The organism is Anaerotignum propionicum, from assembly GCF_024461735.1.
GTDB lineage: Bacteria > Bacillota > Clostridia > Lachnospirales > Anaerotignaceae > Chakrabartyella.
Genome location: NZ_JANGAD010000003.1, coordinates 188,365 through 202,968 on the forward strand (window position 1 = coordinate 188,365; position 14,604 = coordinate 202,968).

The following is a 14,604-nucleotide window of genomic DNA, read 5'->3' on the forward strand; positions in this document are numbered from 1 at the left end:
TATTATAAGGATGCTTTATTTTTATTATAGCAGTGTGAATTTGGTATGACAATGCTTTTGCTCATTCAAAAAACAGAAAAGACCTCTTGTATCAATAGGGGGTTTAATGGAGATTGACCTAGTTTATATAAAACAGCTTTGGTGTAATTATCATTAAAAAAATCCCCATTGCAAGTATTTCTTACAATAGGGATTTCAAATTTTATAAGCTGTGGTATAAAGTGGAAGTGATGTAGAAGAAACATATTTACTCTTCTAACCAATAAAAAATGAGTCACCCGGGGCTCGAACCCGGGACACCTGGATTAAAAGTCCAGTGCTCTACCAACTGAGCTAGTGACCCGCAACGAAATTTAGTATATATGAAAACAAAAAAAATGTCAATCATTATTTTTAAAAATTTGACAAAAAAATTTTATTTTTATTCTGTTGGGAATCGGTTAGAATAAAAAAAGAAAATTAAGAATTCTGTAAGGAAGTTTGTATTATTTTGTAAAACTAAACTGTTATGATAAAATGGTAATATTATGCGAACTTAGGGGGGATTTACTAATGGATAAATTCAATATTTTGGTATGTGACGATGATAAAGCCATTGTTGATGCAATCGAAATTTATTTAAAGCAGGAAGGGTATCATATCATTAAGGCTTATAATGGCTTAGAGGCATTGAAAGCATTGGAGGAAAACGAGATACATTTGATTTTGCTGGATATTATGATGCCTAAGCTGGATGGTTTAAATACTACGGTTAAAATTAGGGAGACCTTGAATATACCCATTATCATTTTGTCAGCCAAATCTGAGGATACAGACAAAATTTTGGGGCTTAATTTTGGTGCAGACGATTACATTACAAAACCTTTTAACCCACTGGAGCTTTTGGCAAGGGTGAAAAGCCAGATGCGTCGATATACTGCCTTGGGTAGTATTGCAGAAAAAAGTAATGTGATAAAAATTGGAGAACTTGAATTGGATAAGGATGCGAAGGAGGTTCGTGTCAGCGGAGAACCTATTAAGCTTACAGCGACGGAATACGGCATTCTACAGCTGCTAATGGAAAACGCAGGAAAGGTGTTCTCTATTGACCAAATTTATGAAAGGGTTTGGAATGAGTTATCTTTTGCCCCTGAAAATACAGTTTCGGTACACATCCGCCGCATTAGAGAGAAAATAGAGATTAATCCGAAGGAGCCTAGATATCTAAAGGTGGTGTGGGGTATTGGATACAAAATTGAAAAAATATAGAAGCTACCAAAAAAAATGGAAGATAGTCGGAGTAGCCCTCTTTTTTATTTGTGCCATGGCCAACTTTTTTTGTGGGATTATAACAGCTAATATTTCTAATCATTGGAATAGGGATATCATCGAAGCACATAGTGTTTATGACACCTATGAGTTTAAAAACAGCTTTGCCCAGGCACTGGATGAGGTTATACTATCAGAAGTGTATTATCGGAATGAAAGTCGGATTAGTAGTGGTGAACTGATAGACAGGGAGGAACTGCTTACCGACTTCAAACGATATTATGGCATTAAAGAAGGCATTATCACAGGGAATACGTCCATCAATGAAACCTTCGATGGATTGATTACCCATGGAAGTATCCCAAATTCTTTAAAACATAATTTTGATGAGTATAAAGAACTGGTGGAAAGCCGCCTGCCCCTCTATCGGAAAATGTATATTCAAAATCAGTTGGATGACTTTAAAAGCAGCATTCGCTATTTGAACGGAATGACAAACTTTCTCTATTATGTGGAAGATAGCAGTGGTAATGTTGTTGCTGGGAATACAACAAGGGGCGAAATGAGTAATATTGATCGAACCATTGTTCTTTCTTCAGGCTTTAGTAGCGATAAAATTGGGGTTATGGGCTATACCAGCAATAACACCATCATGGAAACCAGCGATTATAAAATTTATGCGGGAATTCGGGAGCCTTTTGTATACGGTGATGCATTTTATACCCTTGGTCAGGAATATGTTTTTGCAAAGGCAGGATTACCCATTCTGTTTGGCGTATTTACGGCTTCTACTATTATCATTATTTTTTGTCTGGTTTATTTAATACGTGTTGCGGGACAAAGTGAGAAGGGTGGAAAGGTTACTTATTTAGCAGTAGATAAAATTTATAATGAGGTTCATTTTTTATTGGTAATTGGTTTAACGGCTTTTGCTGTTTTCTTTGGAGTAGCAATTTTATCAAGCATTTTAAATGAAACGGCGATTTTTTGGGCATATATTTTTAATACTATTTTGGGAATTATTTATATTTGTGATATTGCCGCCATCATTTCTTACATTATGTCTGTCTCCAGACAAATCAAAGGCAAGATCTTTCTGCGCAACACATGGGTATCTGTAACCATTCGACGCATGTCAGAATTGTTTACAGGTAAAACCTTTCGAGGCTGGATGATTTTTGTTATGCTTAGCTATGGATTGGGAAATTGCGTTATAATGGGATTTATTATTTTTGCCGCACAAATGGGATATTACTTCATCTGTTTCTTGTGTGTGCTGGGATTATTCCTTTTCAACGCTTTTTGTATGTACCTGTTTTTGAGAGCTTTACGGTCATTGAAAAGAATTATGATTTCTGCCAGAGAAACTTCAAAAGGAAATCTGCAGTATAAACTAAATTTAGAAGAGATTTCTCCTTCATTTTCGAATTTTGCTATGGACATCGCTAATATACAGGATGGTCTGAAAAATTCCGTTGAGGATGCAGTGAAAGGAGAGAGAATGAAAACGGAGCTCATTACCAATGTTTCCCACGATTTGAAAACTCCTTTAACCTCTATTATTTCTTATGTTGATTTGCTGCGTAGCCAAAAGCTGGAAAACAAAGCGGCTTCTGAATATGTGGAGATATTATTTGAGAAGTCCTATCGCTTGAAGCAGTTAATTGAAGATCTTATCGAAGCAAGCAAGGTTTCCAGTGGTAATATTACAGTTTCAAAAATGCGGTTAGATTATCGGCAAATAACGTTGCAGGCAATTGGAGAGCTGGAGGAAAAAATTGAGGCCGCTGGGCTTGAAGTGAAGGTAAGCTGTCCTGAGCCATTGTACATCTCTGCCGATGGCAGGCATTTATGGAGAATATTGGAAAATTTGGTGTCCAATGCAGTAAAATATTCTATGCCTGATTCTCGGGTTTATATAGACATTTTTCAAGCAGAAGGACGGGGTATTTTGGTGATGAAAAACATTTCAGCCACTCCCATTGATTTTGATGAAACAAGATTGACTGACCGTTTTGTTCGAGGGGATGCATCCAGAACCACGGAAGGTTCAGGGCTGGGACTTTCCATCGCCCAGAGCTTAGCAGAGGCTCAAGGAGGCACCTTCGGCATTAAGGTGGATGGTGACTTATTTAAGGCGATTGTTAGTATGCCCCTTTGGGAAGATGGGGAACAACCTTTTCAAGAGGATGAAGTTGAGATGCAATAGATTATTTTATTAGCATTATGCATATAACTTATAGTAGAATTAGGGGTTTGCTGATACAGGCTAAGGGTGCTTTATTTGTTGATATAAACTTGAAAGAGCTTGAAGAATCCGAAAGGGTGTCGATCTTATCGACACCCTTAACTTATGTATATTTAGTTTTTTCTTTCGTAAATTATTATTTTTATCTGAACGGTAAGGAGAAGTACTTAAAAATTATGGAATTAAAATCGCTTTACAACATTCACCGCTTTTCATTAAGCGTAATCCTTCTTGGAATTCTTCCAAAGGCAGGGTATGGGTGATAATAGGGGAGAGGTCTAATCCACCTTCGATTAAGCCCTTCGCATCTTCCCAAGTTTTATACATCAGTCTTCCGGCGATGCCCTTGATTACTTTTCCACTATAAACAAATTCGGAAAAGTTAAAATCAACAGAACCATCAGGTAGACCTGCCGCCGCCATTTTGCCCTCAGGTGCCATGCATTCAATGGCTGTTTTGATTGCTCGGATGTTGCCAGTGAACTCGATAACTACCTCTGCACCATAAGCTGTTTTTGCTTTAATTTCTTTTACTACATCAACTTCCATGGGGTTGAGAACTTCATCAGCACCCATTTTCAGTGCCAATTCACCCCTTTGTTTGTTGATTTCTACGGCAAATACCTTGGCAGCACCGCATTTTTTTGCTACTGCGATTGCCATAACACCGATGGGGCCGCATCCATTCACTAAAACAGTTTTTCCCGCAACAGGGAATTCCATTGCGGCATGAACTGCTACGCCAAAGGGTTCCATAATCGAAACAATTTCAATAGGAGTAGAAGGATCGTAAACAATGGCATTTTCAGCAGGAATCGCAATATATTCTGCAAAACAGCCGTCTCTGGCAACACCGATGGTTTTTGTATTAGGGCAGACATGTTCGTTGCCATTGTGGCAAAGGGAGCATGAATTACAAACAATATGTGTTTCTGCTGAAATTAAATCGCCGATTTTGATTGTTGTCACATGATTACCCACTGCAATCACTTCTCCGGCAAACTCATGACCGATAATGGTGGGAGGGTTGATTCGTTTTTGGGACCATTCGTTCCATTCCATAATGTGAACATCGGTTCCGCAAACAGCCGCTGCCTTTACCTTTACCAGTATGTCGTTGGCACCGTAGGTTGGAACGGGTCTCTCTACAAGAGCCAATGCGCCAACTTCTGGTCGTTCTTTCACTACACATTTCATCATTTGTGACATAATGTTTCCTCCTTGGTATAAAAAAATGAAAAAAAAGCACATTTATTTGCTTTCATTTTAAGCTAAGTACATTGTTTTGTACAATACATTATTTTTGTTTTAACATAACTTTTATTTATCATCAAAAACCACAATGCTATGTGTCAATGCACTTCAAAATTGAAAGCCCCCCAAAATGTAACATACATTTTAGGGGGCTTTCCTCTATAGATTATATTGATGCTTTCGCAGTATATTCAATAAATTCAAGAATTCTTTTGGTAAGTGGCTGGAGATGCCCATTTTTTTGATATAAAATCCCGATTTCCAGATACATTGGCTCTTGAAAAGGCCTTGTGACCAGTGCTTTGTGGGCATATAAAGCTCGAGACATATGGTTCCCATCCACATTGATGATGCCTGAGCTATTGCCCAAAAGGATTTCTTCAATATAACTGGTTTGGTGCAAATGTTTTGAGACTATCTTCAAATGTATATTTCTTTTTGCGGCTTCCATTTCCAAGCGTTTTGGCAAATAAGAGGATGCACCAAGGCTGGTTATTGGGGTAGTATTTAGAAGTTGAATAGGTATTTTATCATACTTTGCCAACTCGCTATCTTCTCTTAGCAAAAGACATATTTCTTGACGATACAAGGGAATGGAGGCAACGGGGAAATCTGAAATATCTTCAGGAATTACGTTAATGGCGACATCAACTTCTCCGTTGGAAATTTTCTCGATATGATAATAAGCACCACCTTCATCAAAAAAAACCTCCTCATTTTCTGCTAAAGAAGGCAAAAAAATCTGATATATTCCATGTACTATATCGGGGGGAGCGGTTGGTGAAAGCCCTAAGCGTAGGACCTGTTTTCGATTTCTGCTTTTTGCAAGCATATCCTTTTCAATAGAACGCAATTCTTCCAAAATAGGTAAGATTTTTGCAACAAAAGCCTCACCTTCAGGAGTGAAAAACAGTTTTTTTGGGGTCCGAATAATTAATTTTACATTAAAATCGTCTTCAAGTTTCCGAATTGCCGCTGAAATAGCAGGCTGAGAAACGAAAAGTGCTTCAGCTGCTTTCGTAAAGCTTTTATATTTATAGATTGCTTCTAAGTATTCCAACGCTTTAAATTGCATATCCATACCCCTTTTATTTGCATCATAAATTTTATTTATCTTTATTATAACACAAAGAAATTGGAAAAACAGTATCTCAGAGGCTTGTCTGTTGAAAAATAGCTTGGAGGAAATTAATGGGAAATATGAAACCAAACAGATTAAAATTACCTTTGAGAAAAATGAGGAGAGTAATTTTTGTCCTGATTTATTAAAAAGTTATGTTAACAAAAACCAATAGCAAGGTTTTTAACTTTTTTTAAAAAAAATTTGATTTAATATTTATTATTGGTCAAGGTTTTTGATTATGGAAGAAAGGTTTTATGGATAAAAGATTATAAAAGAATCGAGGAAAATAAGATTAAAATAATATTTAAACAACCCGTATGATAAAAGATAATATGAAAAGTTACTCTCAGGTTTACAGCTTATTTATGAATGAAAGAAGTTGTGATATTATAAAGTTATGTTAACTATTTATGAAATTAAAGAAGTCCTAAAAAGTAATAAAAAATAAATGTCAAATCAAAATGAAAAAAATTTTTTGTCGAAACCTATTGACAAAACTGATTTTTATGAATTAAAATAAACCTGTTTTCAATCGCATATAGCGAGAACACTTTTGACCAGTTTCGTTTAATTATGAAACTCAAGGCCATACGGACAGCCGGGTCAACTGCCGATTGTGGAATTCATTCCGCATTATTGATTGCGTTAAGAGCGCAACTTTTATAAGTTGGCAACTCAATTGCCAGTTGGTTACTTCATAACCAAGTGTACTAGGGTACACACTTGTGAAACGGTCAATAGCAGGAGTAGTAAAAGTAGTTCTTACTATATAGACTCTGAAAACATTTTGGTGACAGGCGAGAATCTCTCTGCTGTAAGGGTAGAAGTGTAGATTTTTGCGTATGCCTTAATTTAATTGAGCGATTTATAAGATGTGCCATAGGATACTGTGGTGCATCTTTTTTTGTTTGGAGGGTTCAAAATGGAAGATAAAATGAAATTATATGGCTTTAATAATCTTACGAAATCTTTGAGCTTTAATATTTATGATATATGTTATGCCAAAACGGCTAGGGAACAGCAGGATTATATTAAATATATTAATGAGCAGTATAATTCTGAGCGTTTAACCGCCATTTTAACAAAGCTAACAGAAATGATTGGTGCAACGGTGCTGAATATTTCTAAGCAGGATTATGAGCCTCAGGGTGCCAGTGTGACTTTTCTCATTGCGGAGGTGAATATGGCAAAATCCAGAAGTGGGGAAACCGTTGTGGCGCATTTGGATAAAAGCCATGTAACCGTACACACCTATCCTGAGTATCATCCCGAAACCTCCATTGCAACCTTCCGTGTGGATATTGATGTGGCAACCTGCGGGGAAATCACACCCCTTTCCACTTTGGATTTTTTGATTGGCAGTTTTGATTCCGATATTATCACCATGGATTATCGTGTGAGGGGGTTTACCCGAAACATGAAGGGTCAGAAGCTGTTTATAGATCATAGCATTACTTCTATACAGGATTATATCCACAACGATATTCTTCAGAAATACGACGCTATTGATGTAAATATTTATCAGTCGAATATTTTTCATACCAAAATGCTGATTAAGGATTTGGTATTGCAAAATTACTTGTTTAACTCCGATGTTTATGAAATTCCTCCAAAAATTCGTTTGGATATCACAAACGCTTTGCGTCAGGAAATGATAGAAATATTCAGCGGTACCAATGTGTATCAGGAGGTGAAGCCTTGAAGGATCAAACTAAAATGCCCCTAATGGAAGCCTTGGAACGAATGCGGCATGATCGACTGGTGCCCTTTGATGTTCCAGGTCATAAACACGGAAAGGGAAACCCCCAGCTGACAGATTTTTTGGGTGAAAAATGTATGTCTGTGGACGTAAATTCCATGAAGCCTTTGGATAACCTTTGCCATCCTGTCAGCGTGATTAAAGAAGCCGAGGAACTCGCTGCAGAAGCCTTTGGTGGTGCCCAAGCTTTTTTCATGGTGGGAGGGACAACCTCTGCGGTGCAAACCATGATTCTTTCCAGTATGAAAAGCGGGGATGAAATCATTCTGCCCAGAAATGTACACCAAAGTGTGATCAATGCATTGGTACTGTGCGGAGCAGTACCTGTTTATATCAATCCCCAAATGAACAAAAAGCTGGGCATTGCCTTGGGAATGTCTGTTGCGGATGTGAAAAGAACCATAGAAAAGCATCCTAATGCCAAAGCTATTTTGGTGAATAACCCAACCTATTATGGCATTTGCTCGGATTTAAAGCAGATTACAGAAATTGCTCATGAAAAAGGACTGCTATTACTTGCAGATGAGGCCCATGGCACCCATTTTTATTTTGGCAAGGACATGCCCATTTCTGCCATGGCGGCAGGTGCGGATATGGCAGCAATCAGTATGCATAAATCCGGGGGCTCTCTAACTCAAAGCTCATTATTGCTTTGTGGGGAGGGGGTAAACGCAAACTATGTTAGAAAAATTATAAACTTAACCCAGACCACCAGTGGTTCATATTTATTACTCTCCAGTTTAGATATTTCTAGGCGAAATCTTGCCTTGTGGGGAGAGGAAACCTTTGAAAAGGTTAAAAATTTCGCTCAGTATGCCAGGGACGAAATCAACGCCATCGGTGATTATTATGCCTATTCCAAAGAACTAATCAACGGCGACAGTGTGTTTGATTTTGATACCACCAAGCTTTCTGTAAATACCTTGGCTTTGGGGCTTGCAGGCATTGAGGTATACGATTTGCTGCGAGATGAATATGGCATTCAAATTGAGTTTGGAGATTTAGGAAACATTCTTGCCTATATTTCTGTGGGGGATAAAAATAAAAATATTGAGAGATTGATTAGTGCTCTTTCTGAAATTAGGCGTATTTATAAAAAAGACAATAAAGATATGTTGGATACAGAGTATATTGCACCTGATGTTGTCATTTCGCCTCAAGAGGCTTTTTATGCAGATAAAATCAGCCTTCCTTTGGCGGAGTGTGATGGCAGAGTTTGCACCGAGTTTGTTATGTGCTATCCACCGGGTATTCCCATTTTAGCACCGGGAGAACGTATTACCCGGGAAATTATTGCTTATATCCAATATGCCAAGGATAAGGGCTGTGTCATTACGGGGCCGGAAAGTATGGATATTACCCGGCTGAACGTATGGAAAGGAGAAGAGAATGGATGATTTATGGTATAGCGAATATCACACCTCAAACGTGCGTTTTTCTGTAAAGGTTTCCCGCCAGCTACATTATGAGGAAAGTAAATATCAGAAAATATCAGTGTTTGAATCTCCTGAATTTGGACGTTTTTTAACTTTGGATGGCATTATGATGCTCACGGAACGAGATGAATTTATTTATCATGAGATGATTACCCATACTGCCATGGCTGTGAATCCTGAGATTAAAAAGGTATTGGTCATAGGTGCGGGAGACGGCGGTGTGGTACGAGAGCTTGGAAAGTATCAAGGTATAGAAGAAATTGACGTGGTGGAAATTGATGCGCGTGTGGTGGAAGTTTGCAAGGAATTTCTTCCCCAAACTGCATGTGGTTTTGAAGATAAAAGGGTACATTTGCATTTTCAGGATGGATTGAAGTTTGTGCGTCACACGGATAAGCTTTATGATTTGATTATTGTGGATTCTACAGACCCCTTTGGCCCCGGCGAGGTGCTTTTCACCAAAGAATTTTACGGAAACTGCTGTCGTGCTTTAACAGAGCGGGGGATTTTGCTGAATCAGCATGAAAGCCCTTTTTATGAAGAGGATGCAAAAGCCATGAAGTCTGCCCATCGCCGTATTTCACATGCATTCCCGTTGAGCTTTGTGTATCAGGCACACATCCCTACCTATCCTTCGGGACATTGGCTGTTTGGGTTTGCATCAAAAGCACCTCATCCCCAAAGGGATTTGAAAGCAGATGCATGGAATGCTTTGGAGATAAAAACAAAATATTATAATACAGAGTTGCACCAAGGAGCCTTTGGCTTACCCAATTATGTAAAGGAGATGCTGGAGGATGCTTAAAAATATACAGACATTTTTGGCTTGTGAAGCCGAATATGAGGATGCGGAAATAGTGCTGTTTGGCGTTCCCTTCGATGGAACCACCTCCTTTCGCCCCGGCACACGCTTTGGCCCATCGGCGATTCGCAATGAGTCATTTGGGATAGAAACCTATTCTCCTTACTGCGATAAAGACATGACGGAGTATGATTTTTTTGACGGTGGCGATTTGGACCTCCCTTTTGGCAATACGGAAAGAGTGCTGGATATGATTCAGGAATATACAGCACAAATTCTAAATGATGGCAAACGCTTTGTCATGCTTGGCGGGGAGCATTTGATTACATTGGGTGCAGTGCGAGCCGTAGTGGAACGCTACCCCGATGTTCATATTATACACTTGGACGCCCATACTGACCTGAGAACGGATTATTTGGGAGAAACGCTTTCCCATTCCACTGTAATCAAACAGGTTTGGAACCTTGTGGGAGATGGAAGAATTCATCAATTTGGCATTCGCAGTGGTGAAAAATATGAGTTTGCATTTGCCAAAAACCATACCAATCTCCATAAATATGACCTTAAGGGCTTTTCGGAAACCATAAACCAACTAAAAGATAAGCCTTTATATTTTACGCTGGATTTAGATGTATTGGACCCCTCCGTTTTTTGCGGAACAGGAACCCCTGAAGGGGGCGGCATTTCTTTTAAAGAATTAATGGAAGCCGTTTTACAGCTGCATCAGCTAAATATTGTAGGCTGTGACATTAACGAGCTTTCACCCCACTATGATCAAAGTGGCAGTTCCACTGCCATTGCTTGTAAAATTACTCGAGAAATACTACTACAGATTACAAAGTAAAGGAGACAGAAAAAATGGGAAAATGTATGATTATCGGTTGCGGCGGCGTTGCCAGTGTTGCAATTCACAAGTGTTGCCAAAACAGCGAGGTTTTTGAGGAAATAATGATTGCAAGCCGTACCAAATCAAAATGTGATGCGTTAAAAGCAAAGCTTGATGGAACAACCAAAACCATCATTCACACAGCACAGGTGGATGCGGACAACGTGGCAGAATTGGTTGTGCTCATCAATGCGTTTAAGCCTGATGTAGTTCTGAATCTGGCTTTGCCTTATCAAGATTTGACCATTATGGAGGCTTGCCTCGCAACAAAAACTCATTATGTGGATACTGCAAATTATGAACCTATGGATACTGCTAAGTTTGAATACAAATGGCAATGGGAATATCGGGAGAAATTTAAGGAAGCAGGTATTTGCGCATTGCTAGGCAGTGGTTTTGACCCCGGCGTTACAGGTGTGTTCTCTGCCTATGCACAAAAGCATCATTTTGATGAAATCAATTATATTGATATTCTTGATTGCAACGGAGGTGACCATGGCTATCCTTTTGCAACCAACTTTAATCCTGAAATCAATATCAGAGAAGTGACCGCCAACGGCAGTTATTGGGAAAATGGTGAATGGATAGAAACAGAGCCTATGGAAATCAAACGGGAGTATGATTTTGCGGAAGTAGGCAAAAAGGACATGTACTTACTGCACCATGAGGAGCTGGAAAGCTTGGGCTTAAATATTAAAGGCATCAAACGTATCCGTTTCTTCATGACCTTCGGACAAAGCTATTTGACCCATTTGAAATGCTTGGAAAATGTCGGTATGACCTCTATTGAGCCCATTGAGTTTGAAGGCAAAAAAATTGTGCCTTTGCAGTTTTTAAAGGCAGTGTTACCTGATCCTGCAAGTCTTGGCCCTCGCACCGTTGGAAAAACAAACATCGGCTGTATCTTCCAAGGAAAAAAAGATGGAAAAGAAAAAACATACTATCTGTACAATGTTTGCGACCATCAAGCGTGCTATAAAGAAGTAGGCAGTCAGGCAATTTCCTATACTACTGGAGTACCTGCCATGATTGGAGCAATGCTGGTTATGAACGGAAAATGGAATCAGCCCGGCGTTTGGAATATGGAAGAATTTGATCCCGATCCTTTCATGGAAGCGTTAAATAAATGGGGCTTGCCTTGGGTAGAAGATTTTAACCCTGAGTTGGTGGACTAATGGTTGAGCGGTTATATTCTGTAGAGACACCATGTTATGTGGTTAATGAGAAGCGTTTAATTGAAAATCTTGAAATTTTAAAAGACGTTGCCATTCGTGCTGGCTGTAAAATTCTGCTGGCTCAAAAAGCGTTCTCCATGTTTTCTGTGTATCCTCTTATTGGGCGTTATCTGGATGGAACAACTGCCAGTGGTCTATTTGAGGCAAAGCTTGGCTATGAAGAGATGGGTAAGGAAACCCATGTTTTCTCAGCGGCATATATGGAAAAAGAGTTTGATGAGATTACGAGAATTTGTGACCATATCTCTTTTAATTCTTTCGCCCAATGGCAGAAATATGGTAAAAAGGCTCTTGAAAGGGGAAGAAGCTGTGGTATTCGAATAAATCCCCAGCACTCCACCCAGGAACACGGTATTTATGACCCATGCGCTGAAGGCTCTCGTTTAGGGGTGACCAGAGAGAATTTTAGGCCGGAGTTGCTAGAGGGTATCGAAGGTCTTCATTTTCATACTTTGTGTGAACAAAACAGCGATGCCTTAATTGATACGTTGGTGGCAGTGGAAGAAAAGTTTGGTGAATTTCTTCCCCGAATGAAGTGGGTAAACTTTGGTGGTGGGCATCATATCACCCGTGAGGATTATGATAGGGAAGCCCTGATAGAGTGTATTTTACGGTTTAAAGAAAAATATCAGGTTGAAGTATATTTGGAACCAGGGGAAGCAATCGCTTTGAATGCAGGGTATCTGGTGAGTTCTGTATTGGATATCGTCCATAACGGTATTGATATTGCTCTTTTGGATGCATCTGCAGCATGCCATATGCCTGATGTGATTGAAATGCCCTATCGTCCGCCTTTGTGGCAGGGAGGAGAACCAAAGGAGAAGCCCCATACCTACCGATTGGCAGGAGCAACCTGCTTGGCAGGGGATGTTATTGGAGATTATTCCTTTACACAACCTCTTTCTGTAGGTGATAAGCTGATTTTTATGGATATGGCAATATACTCTATGGTGAAGAATAACACTTTTAATGGAATGTGCCTTCCCTCTATTGCTGTTTTACAAGAAAATGGAGAATTAAACATCATTCGAAAATTTGGATATGAGGACTTTAAAGGAAGGCTTTCTTAAAACCATAAGTTTTAACCATATCTTTAGAAAAAGATGTTGTAAAATGCTATGATTTTAAGTAAAATGATAAATATTTTATCAATTTTTTGTATCCAAATGTTATTGTTATGGGAAGAAAAAGCATTTTAATGGTTGTAATTATTAAAAAGGCACTTGTAATAAGCAGAGGGGAATTCACCCTTTGCTCAGCAGTAAGGGGGAAAAATAGGATGATTGTAGCAAAATTCGGTGGCAGTTCGCTTGCAGATGCAGCACAGTTTCAAAAAGTAAAAGACATTGTTTTCGCAGACAACCGCCGAATGCTTATCATTCCCAGTGCGCCCGGTCGTAGATTTGATAAAGATGAAAAGGTGACTGACCTTCTTTATCTCTGTCATAGTCAACAGAAGGCAGGGGAGTCCTTTCAAAAAACCTTTGATGAAATTCAACGGAGATATCTTGATATTGCCAAACAGCTCCATTTATCATTGGAGCTAAAGCCATATTTACAGGAAATTCAACAGCAAATGGAAGAGGGAGCTTCGGCAGATTATTGTGCCAGCCGAGGGGAATTTTTAAATGGATTGCTATTGGCAAATTACTTGGAATTTGCGTTTATAGATGCTGCAGAGGTTATTTTCTTTGACGAACAGGGTGCCTTCGATGCTGAAAAAACCAACAGTGTTTTGAAGAAGAGATTGGAGACGGTAGAAACGGCTGTGATACCCGGTTTTTATGGAAGCAACCCTGACGGAAGCATTCGTGTATTTTCCCGTGGTGGAAGTGATATTACAGGAGCCATTGTTGCTCGTGCTGCCCAAGCAGAACTATATGAAAATTGGACTGATGTTTCAGGATTTCTTATGGCGGACCCTCGTATCGTTACAAATCCTCGACCAATCAGCCATATTACCTATCACGAGATGCATGAGCTTTGCTGTGCGGGGGCTACGGTGCTTCATGAGGACTGTGTGTATCCGGTAAGCAGTGTAGGCATTCCCACGAATATTCGTAATACCAATTTGCCTCAACACCCAGGAACCATGATTACATGTAACGCTTTGCAACGAGAGGATTTCGCTATTTTTGCCGGTGTTTCAGGCAAGAAGGGTTTCAGCCTTTTGGTGATTGAGAAGGAAGAGCCTGACCACACATGGTCATTTGTACAAGAGGTTTTATCTGCTGTGCAAAAAAAGGGAATAAAATTTCAGTATCTTCCGTCAGGGGCCCATTGCGTTTGTCTGCTTGTAGAAACCAAACAGTTTCTTGAAAAGAAAGATTCTTTTCAGGATGAAATCAATAAAATAAATATACCATTTTCTATTTCAATCCAACCGGAAACTGCAGGTATTGTTCTGGTGGGATATGGGATTATACATAATCGCCTTGCAGTCAATCGAATTTTCACAGCCTTGCAGCGCCAAAATATTGATGTTGTTATGATTAACCAAGGTAGCGGCGAGCTAAGCACATGGGTAGGTGTTGCAGAGGCTGAAATGGAAGGGGCAATTCGTGCAATTTACGAGGAGTTTCTTTGATTTAAGTAAATATAAAATGCGTTATT

Annotated in this window: 11 protein-coding genes and 1 tRNA gene; 9 read left to right on the forward strand and 3 right to left on the reverse strand. The window is 39.2% G+C overall.

Annotated features, from left to right (window positions below):
- Positions 1-270: 270 nt before the first annotated feature.
- A tRNA-Lys gene (locus tag NE558_RS05855) sits at positions 271-343 on the reverse strand.
- A gap of 209 nt (positions 344-552) precedes the next feature.
- Here NE558_RS05855 and NE558_RS05860 point away from each other — a divergent pair.
- Positions 553-1,248: a response regulator transcription factor gene (locus tag NE558_RS05860; protein ID WP_066051131.1), complete on the forward strand. Its 696-nt coding sequence runs from the start codon at positions 553-555 to the stop codon at positions 1,246-1,248.
- Complete coding sequence (locus NE558_RS05865; RefSeq protein ID WP_256149020.1) at positions 1,223-3,457, forward strand: sensor histidine kinase; 2,235 nt, start codon at positions 1,223-1,225, stop codon at positions 3,455-3,457. Before NE558_RS05860 ends, NE558_RS05865 begins: the two co-directional genes overlap by 26 nt.
- Before the next feature lie 213 nt (positions 3,458-3,670).
- Here the strand turns inward: NE558_RS05865 and tdh are convergent, their stop codons facing one another.
- Entirely contained in the window at positions 3,671-4,705 is a 1,035-nt protein-coding gene (tdh, locus tag NE558_RS05870; protein ID WP_256149022.1) for an L-threonine 3-dehydrogenase, read from the reverse strand.
- A 211-nt stretch (positions 4,706-4,916) separates the two neighbouring features.
- Positions 4,917-5,825 carry a LysR family transcriptional regulator gene (locus tag NE558_RS05875; RefSeq protein WP_256149023.1) on the reverse strand — a complete coding sequence of 303 codons (909 nt, stop codon included), beginning with the start codon at positions 5,823-5,825 and terminating at the stop codon, positions 4,917-4,919.
- A 970-nt stretch (positions 5,826-6,795) separates the two neighbouring features.
- Here NE558_RS05875 and speD point away from each other — a divergent pair.
- The 7 genes from speD (at position 6,796) to NE558_RS05910 (ending at position 14,578) form a co-directional block, all read left to right on the forward strand.
- Positions 6,796-7,575 (forward strand): adenosylmethionine decarboxylase, encoded by a 780-nt coding sequence (speD, locus tag NE558_RS05880; RefSeq protein ID WP_256149024.1) that lies wholly within the window; start codon positions 6,796-6,798, stop codon positions 7,573-7,575.
- Positions 7,576-7,589: 14 nt separating this feature from the next.
- The gene (locus NE558_RS05885) at positions 7,590-9,029 is read left to right on the forward strand and encodes an aminotransferase class I/II-fold pyridoxal phosphate-dependent enzyme (protein ID WP_256149157.1); all 1,440 of its coding nucleotides are present in this window, start codon (positions 7,590-7,592) and stop codon (positions 9,027-9,029) included.
- Complete coding sequence (gene speE / locus NE558_RS05890; protein WP_256149025.1) at positions 9,022-9,873, forward strand: polyamine aminopropyltransferase; 852 nt, start codon at positions 9,022-9,024, stop codon at positions 9,871-9,873. Before NE558_RS05885 ends, speE begins: the two co-directional genes overlap by 8 nt.
- Positions 9,866-10,714, forward strand: a complete 849-nt coding sequence (speB, locus tag NE558_RS05895; RefSeq protein WP_256149026.1) for an agmatinase — start codon at positions 9,866-9,868, stop codon at positions 10,712-10,714. The genes speE and speB overlap by 8 nt, the downstream gene beginning before the upstream one ends.
- 14 nt (positions 10,715-10,728) lie before the next feature.
- Complete coding sequence (locus tag NE558_RS05900) at positions 10,729-11,931, forward strand: saccharopine dehydrogenase family protein (protein ID WP_256149027.1); 1,203 nt, start codon at positions 10,729-10,731, stop codon at positions 11,929-11,931.
- The gene (gene nspC, locus NE558_RS05905; protein ID WP_256149028.1) at positions 11,931-13,061 is read left to right on the forward strand and encodes a carboxynorspermidine decarboxylase; all 1,131 of its coding nucleotides are present in this window, start codon (positions 11,931-11,933) and stop codon (positions 13,059-13,061) included. The genes NE558_RS05900 and nspC overlap by 1 nt, the downstream gene beginning before the upstream one ends.
- Before the next feature lie 209 nt (positions 13,062-13,270).
- A complete protein-coding gene (locus NE558_RS05910) occupies positions 13,271-14,578 on the forward strand; it encodes an aspartate kinase (protein ID WP_256149029.1) in 1,308 nt (435 codons plus the stop codon).
- Positions 14,579-14,604 lie beyond the last annotated feature (26 nt).

Coding starts and splice junctions, on each gene's coding strand:
- NE558_RS05910 (WP_256149029.1), top strand. CDS start 13,271: ATGATTGTAGCAAAATTCGGTGGCAGTTCGCTTGCAGATGCAGCACAG.
- tdh (WP_256149022.1), bottom strand. CDS start 4,705: ATGTCACAAATGATGAAATGTGTAGTGAAAGAACGACCAGAAGTTGGC.
- NE558_RS05860 (WP_066051131.1), top strand. CDS start 553: ATGGATAAATTCAATATTTTGGTATGTGACGATGATAAAGCCATTGTT.
- speD (WP_256149024.1), top strand. CDS start 6,796: ATGGAAGATAAAATGAAATTATATGGCTTTAATAATCTTACGAAATCT.
- NE558_RS05875 (WP_256149023.1), bottom strand. CDS start 5,825: ATGCAATTTAAAGCGTTGGAATACTTAGAAGCAATCTATAAATATAAA.
- NE558_RS05885 (WP_256149157.1), top strand. CDS start 7,590: ATGCCCCTAATGGAAGCCTTGGAACGAATGCGGCATGATCGACTGGTG.
- speE (WP_256149025.1), top strand. CDS start 9,022: ATGGATGATTTATGGTATAGCGAATATCACACCTCAAACGTGCGTTTT.
- speB (WP_256149026.1), top strand. CDS start 9,866: ATGCTTAAAAATATACAGACATTTTTGGCTTGTGAAGCCGAATATGAG.
- nspC (WP_256149028.1), top strand. CDS start 11,931: ATGGTTGAGCGGTTATATTCTGTAGAGACACCATGTTATGTGGTTAAT.
- NE558_RS05900 (WP_256149027.1), top strand. CDS start 10,729: ATGGGAAAATGTATGATTATCGGTTGCGGCGGCGTTGCCAGTGTTGCA.